Source organism: Agrobacterium sp. DSM 25558 (assembly GCF_900100825.1).
Lineage (GTDB): Bacteria > Pseudomonadota > Alphaproteobacteria > Rhizobiales > Rhizobiaceae > Agrobacterium.
Genome location: NZ_FMUD01000007.1, coordinates 116,911 through 131,614 on the forward strand (window position 1 = coordinate 116,911; position 14,704 = coordinate 131,614).

Here is a 14,704-nt window from a genome sequence, read left to right on the forward strand (position 1 = left end):
ATTGGTTGCCCGCTGAGGCAATTATCAAGTTCAATAGGCAGCAAGTCGCGTTAACAGAAGAAAACTATGCGCTCCTGTTCCCCGAGAAGCTTGATGGTGCCATCATGCGACCTCAAAACAGCTTCTATTACGACGGAAATTCAGACGTCGTTTCTCTGTCCGTAAATCTTATGCTTTCAGTTGCAAGCGCTCATGCGTTTGAGCAGGGCAATAAACGAACCGGCTTCGTTTCAGGATACGCGTTTCTCTTGTCAAACGGCTATGATATTCGTGCTGATCTATTGGACAGCGCGTATTTGGGTCAGGCTTTCACTGATTTAATCAAGCGCGTCCGTACCGCTTCGGAATTCGAAGCCATTCTCAAAGCCAACGTTTTCGCTGTGTGAACCAGGCACTTAGTTTGATTGATTTATACATACAAAGGCCCGCCCGAAGACGTGCCTTTGTATTCGAATATTTTACAGGCAGTGATGCCTGCCAAAATCGATTGTTATAGCGCCATGTCCGGGCGCTTCACGGCGGGTTCGCTCGTTGTTGCGCCCGACGCTGCGTTGATCGCCGCCATATCAATCTGCGGCGGTGTCGGCAGTTGCAGGTGTTCGCTTGTGTAAGCCCATTCCTGCATGACCTTTTCCGGGTCGGCATTCAGCTTCGTGCCATAGCTTGGAACGATCTCGCGGATCTTGGCCTGCCATTCCGGGCTGGCGACCTTGTCCTTGAAGACCTTCTCGAGCACGTTGAGCATGATCGGCGCTGCCGTGGACGCGCCCGGGGATGCGCCGAGCAGAGCGGCGATGCTGCCGTCCTTGGCGCTGACGATTTCTGTGCCGAGCTTCAGTACGCCGCCCTTGTCCTTGTCGCGCTTGATGATCTGTACGCGCTGTCCTGCCTGCCACAGACGCCATTCGCTCTGCTTGGCACCGGGGAAATATTCCTGAAGCGCTGCAAAACGGTCGTCGTCGGACAGCATCAGCTGACCAGCCAGATATTCCACCAGCGGATATTCATCTATGCCGACGCTCATCATCGGCCATGCGTTGCTCAAAGTGGTCGATGTCAGCAGGTCGAAATAGGAGCCTTCCTTGAGGAACTTGGTAGAGAAGGTCGCGAAGGGTCCAAACAGCACCACACGCTTGCCGCCGATGACGCGTGTATCCAGATGCGGGACTGACATGGGTGGGGAGCCGACGGATGCCTTGCCGTAAGCCTTGGCCAGATGCAGCATGGTGACATCGGGGTTTTCGTTGACGAGGAAGGAGCCGCCGACGGGGAAGCCCGCATAATCGTCACCTTCGGGAATGCCGGACATCTGCAGCAGGTGGATAGCGCCGCCGCCAGCGCCCACGAAGACGAATTTCGCATCGACGGTGCGCTCGGAATCGTCCTTGAGGTTGCTGTAGGTCACGCGCCATGTGCCATCGGTATTACGCTCGATGGCCGTGACTTCGCTGGAAACCTGAAGGTTGAAGTTCTGCTGCGTCTTCAAATGCGCAACGAACTGGCGGGTGATTTCGCCGAACTCCATGTCGGTGCCGAGCGGAGACCATGTCGCGCCGATTTTCTGGCCAGGATCGCGGCCTTCCATCATCAGCGGAACCCATTTCTTGATCTGCTCCGGGTCGCTGGAATATTGCATGCCGGCAAAAAGCGGGCTCGCCTTCAGCGCCTCGTAGCGCTTTTCCAGATAGGAGATGTTCTCATCGCCCCAGACGAAACTCATATGCGGCGTGTGGTTGATGAAGGAGCGCGGGTTCTTCAGAACGCCGTTGCGCACCTGCCATGCCCAGAACTGGCGCGAAATCTGGAACGCTTCGTTGATTTCGACGGCCTTGGAAATGTCGATGCCGCCATTGGCGGTTTCCGGTGTGTAGTTTAACTCGGCAAGGGCGGAGTGTCCGGTACCGGCATTGTTCCAGCCGTTGGAGCTTTCCAGTGCCACGGCATCCAGACGCTCCAGCATCTCGATGGACCATGTCGGCTCCAGCTCATGCAGCCAAACGCCAAGCGTGGCACTCATGATGCCGCCACCAATCAGCAGCACATCTACCTGTTTATCGGCAGATTGCGCCAAAGCAGGCACGCCCGGCAAGGCCGCAGCGGCGAGACCGGCAAACGCCGTGCCCAGCACCTGGCGACGGTTCATGGTAAAGTTGTCGTGCGAAAATCCGTCGGTCAGGCCATTGCCCTTATCGTTTTTAATCACGTCTTTTCCTAAACTAATGATGGTTTTAAATTTGTGCGGCGCAATAACGCAAACCATCCTGTAAGACAACGCCGTCAAAATATGACTAACGAGGCAGCGTGAGAATTTGGGGTGGCCACAGCGCTCCGTCTGCCCGCCAAAATTCCGCCTCAGAAAAAACACCGACTGCGACATTTTGCCTTAGTTTTCCGCACCATAGGGCGGGGTGCGCGTTCCAGGCATAGGCTGGATCGAGATGCGCGCACGCGGCTTTAAATCGTTTAGATTGCGCGTTATGCGCCATTTGCATAACAGCCGTGCAAGCCGGGATTGAGCCATGCACTGGGTAAAAAGCTATGCCAAGCGAGCTCTGCTCAGCAAAAAGCCCGCCGGAAAATCCGACGGGCTTTTTGATAACTGAGGATATCAGGACTTATTCGCCGCCAAGAAATTCGGCGCAATAGCTCGGTCCGTTCACGCCAGGGCGGTCCGACACGGTGCGGATGGAACGGATCGTGTAGTCGCTGCCGACAACCAACTGCACGGTGCAGGATAGATAGACCTTGCGGGCAGACGACGTCTGGCGGCCGCGCTTGCCGTCCTTGGCCTCGTCAAACTTCGCAGGAATGGTGGTGGTCTTGTAACCGCCGCGCCAGTTGTAGGTCGTCGTGTTGCCGGAATCGACATCGCTCAATGGTGGGCCATATTTGGCAAAGAATACGCCAGCCGACTGACCAACCCAGCGGGTTTCCACGGCGCTTTTAGGAGCAAGCGAAGGGGTTGTGGTGGTGCAAGCGGAAAGGGCAATCGCCAGCCCTGCCAATGTTACACTGCGAAATCGCATGTCGAGATATCCTTGTTGTGCCGTTTCCGGTGTTTTCGCGGGAGATGATGTTCCCCTAGCAGATTTATAGGCAAACGGCAGTGGCGGCAGACGCCACAATGAATATTTTTTGCCACAATTGTTTTTTTGTAACGATTGGGGTGTCTTAAACCTGCATCGAGCGGCTGTGAACGGGGCCGCAGGTTCGAATCGTCTCACTCCGGCCATTTGGAACACCAGTCTTGCAGGGCTTCTGGATCTCTATTGCCCGTTCAAGTAACTCCGTTCTCCGAAAGCAGGCTTGTGCACATCTTCACAATGTGTTCCGCTTCCATGGGTTACAACTTGCGCGACTATTTTTGGGCTAGAAGCAAATTCCGTCGCTTTTAACGTGAAAGTCGGTGGCGGTGTCGCGGATGGAATATGGTGTATTAGTAAAATTGATATTATGCTTTTCGTCGTCTTGCTTATGAAAAACGTCCAGCTGTAACGTTTCAGTTTATTCTTCGGCTTCGCCTGACAGATAAGGTAAATGGATGCCGCACTCTCGTAGACGAAAAGCGACCGTAAAAGTCACATTGCAGGATGTTGCAAAGGAGATAGGCGTCAGCGCGATTACAGTCTCGCGCGCGTTGCGTGAGCCGGACAAGGTTTCGGAGGCCTTGCGGGCGCATATTCTCAGCGTCGTGGACAAAATGGGGTATGTTCCTGATTTCAACGCCAGAGCCTTGGCCAGTGGGACCAGCACATTCATTGGTGTTCTACTGCCGTCCCTGTCCCATCCCGCCATCAGCGCGATTCTGAACGGCATAGAAGCGCGGATAAGGGGCACCGATTACCGAATTCAATATGCAAATACCCATTATGACGCTGAGGAGGAGGTCAGGCAGTTGCGATCTTTCGCAGCGCATAGCCCGGCGGGTGTCATCGTTGCGGGTACGGATCGACTCGAAAATCTGGATGCTATCGTCAACGAGGCCGGTTGCCCGGTTGTCCAGACCATAGATATTTCGCTGAAAATCAACGGCGTTGCTCTCGGCATCAACCATAAACAGGCCGCCATGGTCGCCACCCGACATATGCTGTCCCAGGGGTATCGTCGAATTGCCATGCTTGGCTGCGGTAACGACATTAGAGTTCGCTTACGGCAGGCGGGCTATTGCGAGGTCATGCAGCAAGCGGGTTTGTTCGATGAGAGCCTGATCATCTGGCAGGATGCCCCACCCAGTATTCATCTGGGCTCTCGTCTGATCCGTCGCTTCCTCGAGGAAAGGCCCGATGTGGATGCCGTGATTTGCCACAGCGACGACTTGGCTCTCGGCGTCATTTTCGAGTGTCAGCGCTTGGGCATTCGTGTGCCGGAAGATTTCGGAATCTGCGGTTTCAATGATTTGGAATATGCTGCTACGACGGAGCCGCCGCTAACCACCATTCGCGTCCCGCGCTTCGATATAGGCTATACCGCCGCAGATATCGTCATCACGTTAGGGCAGGGCGGAAGCATAGGTGAGCGGACCTTGGATTTGGGTTTCGAATTGGTCGAGCGCCAAACCACCCGCCGCTCCAAGGCTGTCGCTTCCGCTTAGATATTGCCTGAAGCCCTGCTGTCGTCAGAGCCCGCAATGGCAGGCGAACGATATTTTCCTCAAGGAACCTTTGACCACGAGCATGCGTTAGGTCAACAAGGTGAAAAGGAGAAAAATATGCTAAAAGCTATGGTTCTGTGGGCAATGGGCGTGCCGCTGGTCGTCGTCGTTCTGATCTGGATGTTCTTCTTCTGATCATGAACTTGACGTGAGAATATAACCGAAAAAGCGCTGGTCTTAGACCGGCGCTTTTTGTTTGTTCTCTTACTTTTAGGCCGATCACGAGGTGTTTAGTTCAAGCCACCCGGAGTTGATGGTCTGCGAACATCGATGATCAATCCCGTCGAGTTGGCGGAGATTGCCGTTAAGGTGGTGCGAGCTACTTCCTCCGGGTCGAGAAGTGTAAGAGGGTCTTCAATCCCAAAATTAGCGGTCCGCATTGGCGTCTTCGTGCGTTCTGGATTGATGCAATGAACGCGGATGCCGTCATTGTGCCATTCCTCGGCAAGCGCCTGAGTCAGGTTCACAATCGCAGACTTTGTGGACGAGTAGATTGCGTAATACGCGCGACCGCGCGTGTAAGAACTCGATGTGAAATTGATGAGGGCTCCCCGTGATCTCATCAGATGGTCGCGAGCGGCATAGGCAACGTTGATGGCACCGTAATAGTTGATCGCAACCATCTCGTTGATTTGCTGATGGGTCATCTGCGAGAGCGGACGCTTGATCAATATACCAGCGGTATTGACGATAGCGTCGATCGGGCGATCGTCGGACGCGACTTTCGCAAGGAAACCATTGACGGAATTGAAATCTGCGACATCGACACTGTTGGACGAGCGGCTGGCGACAATCGCTTCGGCACCGTTGACGAGCGCCATCTCCCGAATGGACTTCCCGATGCCGCTGCTGCCGCCAAACAGAACAATTCTCTTTCCGGCCAGTGATCTGAGATCAGCCTCATTCGTCAAGGCGCTGGTGCGGGATTGCATGAGTTTTTCAGCGAGAAAAAGATCTGTCGGGGTGGTGACCTTGATGTTGGTATCTGCACCATGAACCGTGGCGACGGGAAGGTGAGGGAGCATTCCACGCACGACACCACAATCGCACGTAAAATCTTTCAGTCCGCCGGCGATTGCTTTTTCATATGCCTGCTTCAGGACGCCAAGCGTGAAGGCTTGAGGCGTCTGCCCTCGGCGCATCGTGCTTCTTGGTGGGATACTGGAGATGCAGCCGTTGTCGTGGACTGAAACGATTGTGTCCGAAGAGGGAATCACCACGTCGACAGCGGGAAATACGTCCAGTGCCGTAACGCACCGGTCCAGAATTTCCTCGGTAACAAAAGGTCGGACAGCGTCGTGCAGCACGACTTTCGTGCCATCGTCAAAATCGCCTAGAGATTTGATTGCAGAGTATGTCGAGTCCATCCGCTCCTGACCGCCGACGATGACTTTCGTGACCTTCGACCAGCCATTCAGATTGACCAGATGCCAACATTGGTCGACATAGTCCAAGCGTGTGACGACGATAATCTCGTCGATATGCGGGCTTTTTTCAAAGACGTCGATCGTATGCTCGATGATCATACGACCTGCCAACTTCAAGAACTGTTTGGGGGTGGCTGCGCCAAAGCGCGCGCCAACGCCGCCACCTAAGATAACACCAACAGTCTTCATTTATGGCTCCGCTTGATTATGTTTGACGTATCGCGTCGAGAGTTTTGACGCCTAGTTTAAACCGTCCCTGATGCCTTCGGCGATCGTGTCGAGAATGACGGCAGAGGCTTGCCCACGATGAGGGATGATGCTGTCGAACAGCGCTTTTCGCTCGTCTTCAAACTCCCACGCCTTGCCATTCTTGTATTCGAGAACGGCATGCTTAAGCTGATCGAACGTGGTAACGCGTCTGGAGGCGGCTTCTGCCAATTTTCCCAAGTCGTTGAATTCGACGTGGTTCTGTGAGTCAAAAAAGACCAAGGGCTTATTGAAAAGCGGGTATTCCGCGAGGAAGGATAGCCCATCTGAAATCATGAGGTCCGATGCGGCAAAGAGCGGGCCATACTGCTCCTCTGAAAACGCGCAGTTCGGCATATTATTCCAGGCGTTGCGGAACATCGTCCGCGCCTCGGGGTTGAGGACGCTGCCGAAAAGAGCCGGATGAGGTTTTAAGACAAAATCGATATCCGGACTTTGTCTGGCCCAGGACAGCATCTGTTCCCAGATACGGTCGAATACGCCAAAACCCAGGCCTCCTCCCTTGCCCAGGGAATAGTGTGGTGCCCATACGACCTTGAAGTTCTGACGATCTTGATGGGAGATCGGCCAGAATGGCGTTTTGACTTCACCAAGCAAGCTGTCAAATTTTGGAAAGCCGCTTGTTATGAATTTCTTCGGGTCCGAATGCTCGAATGAACGGAAATACTCTTGTATTTTGGGCGTTTCGCAAAAAATCCGCCAGGCCGCCCGGTGAAAGGGCTGATCGAAGCCAAGCGCCGAAACGTCCGTTACGACGGGATCACCCAACGAGGCTGCGAGACTGAGCGCATAGGGAACGTAGCAAAGGCGAGTGAAGGTCAGTTCCTGCGTCCGAAATGCAGGCTGCACACCCATATCCCACTGCTGCTGGCGGAATATGACGGCTGGCTTCAACGCTTTGAGAATATCCAGTGCCGCATAGGAATCGTCCATATTGAAGCGAAGATGGGGAATTCCCTTCTCCGAAAAAGCACTGCTGACCTTGTCCTCACCCTCGAAAACCCCGCGCCCGAGAATTCCAACATGGATGGAGATGATGATCGGATCAAACCTGTCATCCGCTACCATGGCGTCATAGACGTCAGAAAGTGCATCCCACATGGGTATGGACTGAATGAGGAAGACGGTGCGGATTGGAAAAATGCCGCGCGTCTGCTCGCGCAGAGCCATGTTCGCGGTTTGCTTTAGGGAGGCGATATCAATCGTCTTTTGTCTGCTGTCATGCACGATGGCGAGACCGATTTTCGACAGGTCACTGCGAAGACCACCGTCGGCCGTCGTCGTGACGGCGTTGGACAACTCGTCTACTTTGCTGTCCATATCCAGTTGGGCATTCTGCATGTGCTGCAGCAGCTTGACCACTTCAATTTGAATTTCGCCATTCATTTCGTTGTTTTGTATCAAGGCATCCAGCCTTGAGCCAACGTCTTCGATTTTTGAGGCGAGAGCATCAAGCCGGTCAGTCAATTGCACAGAGATTGAAGCGTCCATATAGCCCGTTCCGAGTTTTACTGTGAATTCCGTGAGCGGCATCGGCGCACAAACGGATTTGGACAGTGAATATACTAGTGACGGAAGTACCTGACTGAACTGTAGTGGGGCTTGCGTGGCAGCGTTCATCGATGAGATCGGAATGCGCACCGGCGGCGGCTATCTTAAAACGCAAAAGGCACCGGGGTTGACCGGTGCCTTTTACATTTACGAAACCAGCATTTTAATCCAGTTCGTCCAGCAATCTGGAGGCCGTTGCAGCATTGGTGCGACGGACTTCGATCTCGTCTCGTCGGCTGGAAAGCTGCTCGCCGGCCAGCAGCGCTTCGGCCAGATCGGCTGGAAGCGAGATGATGACGCGTTCGCCCTGGGAAATCTTGCCCGTGTCGGCGCGTTTGCCGATAATCATGCCACCGGCGACAGTGTTGTTGGTATCGGGGTCGATCAGGATGAAAGAGCCGGTGGAGCGGTTCTGTTCGTAGGGGTCGAAGATCGCCGTTTCGTCGAAGGCGAGGCGAACCTTGCCGATGGCGTTCATGGCGAGTGTGTCGGTATGGGCCGCCCACTGACCGTTCTTCAGGTCGAGCTGAGTGACCGGCTGAACTGTCACGCGCTGGCGGCGGCTGCCACTTTTCAGCCAGTAACGCTTGCCGGGCTCGATGCCACCGGGCTGAAGCGCCACGATCTGCGCATCAAAGGCATGGCCGGTCTGCGGCTGCGCCTCGATAGACACGATCATGTCGCCACGCGAGACATCCACCTGACGGTCGAGAACCAGTGTAATGGCATCGCCTGAGACGGCGGCATTGCGCACCAGATCGAAGGTAACGATCTGTTTGACGTTGGCCACCATGCCGGATGGCAATATGACGACGGAATCGCCCGGCTTCACAGCGCCACCGGCAACCGTACCCTGATAGCCGCGGAAGCTTTCGCCAGGGCGTGATACGCGCTGCACCGGCAGGCGGAAACCGCCGGTCTGCGTGGAACGAGCAGTTGCCAGTTCCAATGTTTCGGCCAGCGTCGGGCCTTCATACCACGGCATGGAAGGCTTGCCGGAGAGAACGACGTTCTCGCCCTTCAGCGCCGACATGGGGATGGAGGTGATCTGCTTGATGCCGAGCGACAGCGCGAATTCTCTGAAATCATGGGCGATCAGCTCGAAACCGGCCTTGTCGTAGTTCGTCAGGTCGATCTTGTTGACGGCCAGCACGAATTGCCGAATGCCCATCAGTGCGGCAATCGTTGCGTGGCGGCGGGTTTGTTCGAGAATTCCGGTGCGCGCGTCGACCAGCAGCACGGCGAGATCGGCAGTCGATGCGCCGGTGGCCATGTTGCGGGTATATTGTTCATGGCCGGGTGTGTCGGCAACGATGAAGGCGCGCTTGTCGGTGGCGAAATAACGATAGGCGACATCGATGGTGATGCCCTGTTCGCGCTCTGCCTGAAGACCGTCCAGCAGCAGCGCGAAGTCGGGCAGGCCGAGATCGTTCTGCTTGCCACTGTCGCGGTGCAGCGTGGCGGCCTGATCTTCCTTCACCGCCTTGGTGTCCCAAAGCAGCCGGCCGATCAGCGTGGATTTGCCATCATCGACACTGCCACAGGTAATCAGACGCAAGGGTCGCGTATCTCTCAAGGCTTTTGCAGGCTCCACAAACGGCAGGATGGTGGCGGATTGAGCTGTGGTGTTCTGGGTCATCAGAAATAGCCCTCGCGCTTTTTCTTTTCCATGGAGCCGGACTGATCACGGTCGATAGCGCGGCCTTGGCGTTCGGAAACGGTGGCGATCTCAAGTTCGGAAATGACCTCATCCAGTGTCGTTGCCTCCGAATTGATCGCACCCGTCAGCGGGAAGCAGCCCAGCGTGCGGAAACGGATCATGCCGTGCTGAATTTCTTCACCGGGCAGCAGCTCCAGCCGCTCATCTTCAGCCAGGATCATCATTCCGTCGCGCTCCACATAAGGGCGCTCAGCTGCGTAATAGAGCGGCACGAGCGGAATATTTTCAGCCTGAATGTAACGCCAGATATCGACCTCGGTCCAGTTGGATAGCGGGAAGGCGCGCACGCTTTCACCTTGACGAACCATGCCGTTATAGATGTTCCACAGTTCCGGGCGCTGGTTGCGCGGATCCCATTTATGGTCAGGCGTGCGGAAGGAATAGATACGCTCCTTGGCGCGGCTGGCTTCCTCATCGCGGCGCGCACCACCGAAGGCAGCGTCGAACTTGCCCGCATCCAGTGCCTGGCGCAGCGCTTCCGTCTTCATGATGTCCGTATAGAGCGCCGAACCATGGGTGAATGGCGTCACGTTTTCGCTCGCGCCACGCGGGTTGGTGTAGGATATGAGGTCGAGATCGTATTCCCTGACGATGTTGTCGCGGAACTCGATCATCTCCTTGAACTTCCAGCCCGTATTGACGTGAAGCAGCGGGAAGGGGATGCGACCCGGAAAGAACGCCTTGCGCGCCAGATGAAGCAGCACGGACGAATCCTTGCCGATGGAATACAGCATGACTGGATTGTCGAATTCCGCCGCAACTTCGCGGAAAATGTGAATGGCTTCGTTTTCGAGGGCCTTCAGGTGGGGATCGAGCGGCTGCTTTGGTGTGCTGACATTGCTGCCTTCCGTCTCCGGAACTGCATTGGACATTGTAAACTCCGGCAATCTGATAAAAGTCTAGGATTGTTGTGAGGCGGCTGAGATGGATGAGGCTTGAGGGGCCTCGGCCACGTGCAGACCGCATTCGCGCTTCTCGTCATTTTCCCACCACCATCGACCGGCGCGTTCTGTTTCGCCGGGCTTGATGGCGCGGGTACACGGCTCGCAACCGATGGATGGATATCCACGGGCGTGGAGAGGATTGACGGGAATGTTTTCCGCTATGACATGCGCGTTGATCACATCGATATCCCAGTCCGCAAGCGGATTGATCTTGATCAGATTGCGCTCGGCATCATATTCGGCAAAGGGCGTTGCCGCCCTGTTGCCCGACTGGCGCCGGCGCAGGCCGGTAACCCAGAAGCTTGCGCCCTCAAGCGCTTTCACCAAAGGCACCAGCTTGCGCACATGGCAGCAAGCGTGGCGGGCTTCTACACTATCGTAAAAACCGTTGAGGCCGAATTTCGCGGCATAGGCGTCGATATCATCCTGCGCTGGGTAAAAACGCTTGATGGCTATATCGTAGCGCTCTTCGGTTTCGCTGATGAGGTTGACGGTCTCTGTAAACAGCCGTCCTGTCTCCAAGGTGGCAACCTCGACTGGCAGACGATGTGTGCCGATTGCCGCAGTAATGACCTGATCCTCGATACCAAGGCTCGTCGTAAAGACCGCTCGTCCACCCAGGCCAGCAATGAAAGCCAAACGACCTGCCAGATCAAGATCAGCAAGCGTGTTGTCTAACGATGTGACATCGTGGGCGGAAAGGATATGCGAGGCGGTATTGAGGGTCATTCCAAGGGTTCCGAACTCTACTGCTCGGAATATCTCTGAATTCGGCGTCTTTTGACAGGAATGGCTATGCTTGTGTGGATCGTCAGAGAGCAAATATCTCTCGTGTGCGCACAATATGCGCAAAAGACACCCACAGATGCAGTATTGGCGCATCTTAGCCGCTGCATAAAATCGTTTTGCCGCCAAAAAGCAAGATCAATTTGCGATATATTCGCTAATTTTTGTAGATTTCTACTGCCGTGGGCGCTGGTGAACGGTCCGGATGGTGCCAGTCGCCCAGAAAAACATTCCCGCCAGCTAAATTTTTTCCGTATTCGCGGCGGAATTATGGTAAAAATGCGAACTGATTTTGCGTTCGCCGCCCGTTTTCCGTGCGTCCTGTTGCGTGTTTTGTTAGACTGGCGGCGTGTTTGTTGCCGTTCAAGCAACCCCAATGGAAACACTTTTGCGATTGGATCGCACCTGATTGACCAGCCGGGCTTTACAAGTAGTGTGAGGCGCAGAGCATCTAGGAGGGTTACGATGTCCAAATTACTATCCAGCCTCAGCGCTGTCGCGCTCGGCCTGTCTGTCACTCTGGGTGCTGTCGGAACGGCCTCGGCAGACACCAAACTGTTGAACGTCTCTTACGATCCGACCCGCGAACTCTATAAGGACTTCAACGAAGCCTTCGCGAAAAAATGGAAAGCCGACACCGGTGAAGATGTCACCATCCAGCAGTCGCATGGCGGCTCCGGCAAGCAGGCCCGCTCGGTGATCGATGGTCTTGAAGCCGATGTGGTAACACTGGCACTTCAGAGCGATATCGACGCCATCGTCAAGAACAGCGGCAAGATCAACGCCGACTGGCGCACCCGTCTTCCGCACAATTCATCGCCTTACACCTCCACCATCGTGTTTCTTGTGCGCAAGGGCAACCCGAAGGGCATCCACAATTGGGGTGATCTCGTGAAGGGCGATATCCAGATCGTTACGCCAAACCCGAAAACATCGGGTGGTGCGCGCTGGAACTATCTGGCCGCTTGGGCTTGGGCCAACGAGGAATACAAGGGCGATCAGGCCAAGATCAAGGCTTACGTGGGCGAACTCTACAAGCGCGCTCCGGTGCTTGATACGGGTGCCCGTGGATCGACCGTGACATTCGCACAGCGCCAGATCGGTGATGTGTTGCTGGCCTGGGAAAACGAGGCCTATCTGGCCGGTGAGGAATTCGGCAAGGACGAGTTCGAAATCGTCGTTCCGCCAATCTCTATCCTCGCTGAACCGCCGGTCGCTGTCGTTGACAAGAACGTCGATGAGAAGGGCACCCGCAAGGCAGCCGAAGCCTACCTGCAATATCTCTACTCCGACGAAGGTCAGAACATTGCAGCCAAGCACTTCTACCGTCCGTCCAATCCTTCGGTCGTCTCCAAGGATCTGCTGAAGCAGCTGCCGGATATCAAGCTCGTCACCATCGATGATCCGCAGTTCGGCGGATGGGCGAAGGCGCAGCCGGAACATTTCGGGGATGGCGGCATTTTCGACCAGATTTACAAGCCCGCCAAGTAAGCGGATGATGTAAAACGCCAAACAGGCCGCGCCATCGCGACCTGTTCGGATCGGAGACACGATCGACCGGCCTTGGGGCCGGTCGATGGCGCATAAGAGGGCGGCTGACGATGGCCCCCGTTTTACCCGGAGCCTTGATGAGCAATACCCCATCGCCAACGAAGTGGAAGTGGCGTCAATCCAGTGTCCTGCCGGGCTTCGGTCTGACGCTCGGTTACACCATCACCTACCTATTTCTGATTATTTTGATCCCGCTCGCCGGCTTGGTCTGGTCCACCGCTAGGCTCGGTCCCGGAGAATTCTTCGCGATTGCGACCGATAGCAGAACGCTCAACGCGTTGCGCATCTCGTTCACCACCGCGTTTCTGGCAGCGCTCGTCAACGCCGTCTTTGGCGTCCTCATCGCTTGGGTGCTGGTGCGCTATCGCTTCCCCGGCCGTCGCTTCGTGGATGCCATCGTGGACCTGCCGTTCGCGCTGCCCACAGCCGTTGCCGGTATTGCGCTGACCGCGCTCTATTCCAACCGTGGCTGGGTCGGGCAGATGTTCGAGCCTTTCGGCATCAAGATCGCTTTTACGCCGACCGGCATCGTCATCGCTCTCATCTTCATCGGCCTGCCTTTCGTCGTGCGCACTGTGCAGCCGGTCATGGAAGAAATCGACCGTCAGGTGGAAGAGGTGGCCGCAACGCTGGGTGCCAACCGTTTCCAGACCATCACCCGCATTCTGCTGCCCGGTCTAACGCCCGCCATCCTCACCGGCTTTGCACTGGCCTTTGCGCGCGGCGTGGGGGAATACGGCTCGGTCATCTTCATTGCCGGGAATATTCCCTATGTCTCTGAAATCGCACCGCTTCTCATCGTCATCCGGCTGGAAGAGTTCAACTACCCCGCCGCCACCGGCATCGCCACCATCATGCTGATCATTTCCTTCTCCATGCTGTTCGTCATCAATCTCATTCAGGCGTGGAGCCGCAAGAGGTACGGTTATGCCTGATAACGCGCGCACCATCTCATCCAGACCCTTTCGTGATCCGGCCAGCGAAGGCTTGCCCGCAAAGCTGGTGCTGATCGGCCTTGCATTCCTGTTTCTGGCGCTGTTTCTCGTCCTGCCGCTGGTCGCCGTCTTCGTGGAGGCCTTCCGCAAGGGTGGCGAATATTTCTGGGAATCGATCATCGAATCGGATGCGCTATCGGCTATCCGCCTCACGCTTCTCGTCGCTGCCATTTCGGTGCCGCTCAACGTCGTCTTCGGCGTTGCCGCCGCCTGGGCGATCGCGAAATTGGAGTTCAAGGGCAAGGCGTTTTTGATCACCCTGATCGATCTGCCATTCTCCATCTCGCCGGTCATCTCAGGCCTCGTCTACGTCATCCTGTTTTCGTCCCACAGCGTGCTGGGGCCATTCCTCAAAAGCTATGGCATCGAAATCCTCTTCGCCGTACCGGGCATCGTGCTCGCCACCATCTTCGTGACGTTTCCCTTCGTCGCGCGCGAGCTGATTCCGCTGATGCAGGATCAGGGAACCGGTGACGAGGAGGCGGCGATTTCGCTCGGTGCTTCCGGCTGGCAGACCTTCTGGTTCGTCACCCTGCCAAACATAAAATGGGGCCTGCTCTACGGCGTGCTGCTGTGCAACGCCCGCGCCATGGGTGAGTTCGGTGCCGTCTCGGTGGTGTCAGGCCATATCAGAGGCGAAACCAACACCATGCCGCTGCATGTCGAGATCCTCTACAATGAGTATAATATCGGTGCGGCCTTTGCCGTCGCAACATTGCTGGCTGGCCTGGCGCTGGTCACGCTTGTTCTCAAAACCATTCTTGAAATACGCTTTGGCGCGGGCAACGCCGCCGGCAAGCATTGAAGGGCAT

General features: G+C 55.8%; 13 protein-coding genes. 6 read left to right on the top strand and 7 right to left on the bottom strand.

The features are described from left to right. Positions 1–5 precede the first annotated feature (5 nt). Positions 6–386 (top strand): type II toxin-antitoxin system death-on-curing family toxin, encoded by a 381-nt coding sequence (locus DSM25558_RS08385; protein ID WP_077103683.1) that lies wholly within the window; start codon positions 6–8, stop codon positions 384–386. A gap of 104 nt (positions 387–490) precedes the next feature. On the opposite strand, the gene mqo is transcribed toward DSM25558_RS08385, so the two are convergent. Then, complete coding sequence (gene mqo, locus DSM25558_RS08390) at positions 491–2,143, bottom strand: malate dehydrogenase (quinone) (RefSeq protein WP_200800736.1); 1,653 nt, start codon at positions 2,141–2,143, stop codon at positions 491–493. Positions 2,144–2,615: 472 nt separating this feature from the next. Further along, positions 2,616–3,026 (bottom strand): hypothetical protein, encoded by a 411-nt coding sequence (locus DSM25558_RS08395; protein WP_077103687.1) that lies wholly within the window; start codon positions 3,024–3,026, stop codon positions 2,616–2,618. Positions 3,027–3,541: 515 nt separating this feature from the next. Here DSM25558_RS08395 and DSM25558_RS08400 point away from each other — a divergent pair. Further along, positions 3,542–4,591 carry a LacI family DNA-binding transcriptional regulator gene (locus tag DSM25558_RS08400; protein WP_077103688.1) on the top strand — a complete coding sequence of 350 codons (1,050 nt, stop codon included), beginning with the start codon at positions 3,542–3,544 and terminating at the stop codon, positions 4,589–4,591. A 36-nt stretch (positions 4,592–4,627) separates the two neighbouring features. Further along, the gene (locus tag DSM25558_RS28785) at positions 4,628–4,786 is read left to right on the top strand and encodes a hypothetical protein (RefSeq protein ID WP_159442482.1); all 159 of its coding nucleotides are present in this window, start codon (positions 4,628–4,630) and stop codon (positions 4,784–4,786) included. A gap of 95 nt (positions 4,787–4,881) precedes the next feature. Here DSM25558_RS28785 and DSM25558_RS08405 read toward each other — a convergent pair whose 3' ends face one another. From DSM25558_RS08405 to DSM25558_RS08425, 5 genes are all read right to left on the bottom strand, one after another. After that, positions 4,882–6,267, bottom strand: coding sequence for a bifunctional cytidylyltransferase/SDR family oxidoreductase (locus DSM25558_RS08405; RefSeq protein ID WP_077103690.1), 1,386 nt, complete (start codon positions 6,265–6,267; stop codon positions 4,882–4,884). A 51-nt stretch (positions 6,268–6,318) separates the two neighbouring features. Beyond that, a complete protein-coding gene (locus DSM25558_RS08410; RefSeq protein WP_077103692.1) occupies positions 6,319–7,836 on the bottom strand; it encodes a hypothetical protein in 1,518 nt (505 codons plus the stop codon). Between the two features lie 223 nt (positions 7,837–8,059). Then, positions 8,060–9,535 (bottom strand): sulfate adenylyltransferase subunit CysN, encoded by a 1,476-nt coding sequence (gene cysN / locus DSM25558_RS08415; RefSeq protein ID WP_077103694.1) that lies wholly within the window; start codon positions 9,533–9,535, stop codon positions 8,060–8,062. Continuing rightward, positions 9,535–10,488 carry a sulfate adenylyltransferase subunit CysD gene (gene cysD / locus DSM25558_RS08420; protein ID WP_077103696.1) on the bottom strand — a complete coding sequence of 318 codons (954 nt, stop codon included), beginning with the start codon at positions 10,486–10,488 and terminating at the stop codon, positions 9,535–9,537. Before cysD ends, cysN begins: the two co-directional genes overlap by 1 nt. A 27-nt stretch (positions 10,489–10,515) precedes the next feature. Then, positions 10,516–11,289, bottom strand: a complete 774-nt coding sequence (locus DSM25558_RS08425) for a phosphoadenylyl-sulfate reductase (protein ID WP_077103697.1) — start codon at positions 11,287–11,289, stop codon at positions 10,516–10,518. 522 nt (positions 11,290–11,811) lie between these two features. On the opposite strand from DSM25558_RS08425, the gene DSM25558_RS08430 reads away from it, so the two are divergent. The 3 genes from DSM25558_RS08430 to cysW all read left to right on the top strand — a co-directional run bounded on the left by DSM25558_RS08430 (position 11,812) and on the right by cysW (position 14,697). Next, a complete protein-coding gene (locus DSM25558_RS08430; protein ID WP_077103699.1) occupies positions 11,812–12,837 on the top strand; it encodes a sulfate ABC transporter substrate-binding protein in 1,026 nt (341 codons plus the stop codon). Between the two features lie 137 nt (positions 12,838–12,974). Continuing rightward, on the top strand, positions 12,975–13,832 hold the full coding sequence (gene cysT / locus DSM25558_RS08435) for a sulfate ABC transporter permease subunit CysT (protein WP_077103701.1): 858 nt from the start codon (positions 12,975–12,977) through the stop codon (positions 13,830–13,832). Further along, positions 13,825–14,697: a sulfate ABC transporter permease subunit CysW gene (cysW, locus tag DSM25558_RS08440; RefSeq protein WP_077103703.1), complete on the top strand. Its 873-nt coding sequence runs from the start codon at positions 13,825–13,827 to the stop codon at positions 14,695–14,697. The genes cysT and cysW overlap by 8 nt, the downstream gene beginning before the upstream one ends. The last annotated feature ends 7 nt before the right edge of the window (positions 14,698–14,704 follow it).

Excerpts from the sequence above, each read along its gene's own strand:
- mqo (WP_200800736.1), bottom strand. The coding sequence starts at position 2,143 with ATGAACCGTCGCCAGGTGCTGGGCACGGCGTTTGCCGGTCTCGCCGCT.
- DSM25558_RS08395 (WP_077103687.1), bottom strand. The coding sequence starts at position 3,026 with ATGCGATTTCGCAGTGTAACATTGGCAGGGCTGGCGATTGCCCTTTCC.
- DSM25558_RS08400 (WP_077103688.1), top strand. The coding sequence starts at position 3,542 with ATGCCGCACTCTCGTAGACGAAAAGCGACCGTAAAAGTCACATTGCAG.
- DSM25558_RS28785 (WP_159442482.1), top strand. The coding sequence starts at position 4,628 with ATGGCAGGCGAACGATATTTTCCTCAAGGAACCTTTGACCACGAGCAT.
- DSM25558_RS08405 (WP_077103690.1), bottom strand. The coding sequence starts at position 6,267 with ATGAAGACTGTTGGTGTTATCTTAGGTGGCGGCGTTGGCGCGCGCTTT.
- DSM25558_RS08410 (WP_077103692.1), bottom strand. The coding sequence starts at position 7,836 with ATGGACGCTTCAATCTCTGTGCAATTGACTGACCGGCTTGATGCTCTC.
- cysN (WP_077103694.1), bottom strand. The coding sequence starts at position 9,535 with ATGACCCAGAACACCACAGCTCAATCCGCCACCATCCTGCCGTTTGTG.
- cysD (WP_077103696.1), bottom strand. The coding sequence starts at position 10,488 with ATGTCCAATGCAGTTCCGGAGACGGAAGGCAGCAATGTCAGCACACCA.
- DSM25558_RS08425 (WP_077103697.1), bottom strand. The coding sequence starts at position 11,289 with ATGACCCTCAATACCGCCTCGCATATCCTTTCCGCCCACGATGTCACA.
- DSM25558_RS08430 (WP_077103699.1), top strand. The coding sequence starts at position 11,812 with ATGTCCAAATTACTATCCAGCCTCAGCGCTGTCGCGCTCGGCCTGTCT.
- cysT (WP_077103701.1), top strand. The coding sequence starts at position 12,975 with ATGAGCAATACCCCATCGCCAACGAAGTGGAAGTGGCGTCAATCCAGT.
- cysW (WP_077103703.1), top strand. The coding sequence starts at position 13,825 with ATGCCTGATAACGCGCGCACCATCTCATCCAGACCCTTTCGTGATCCG.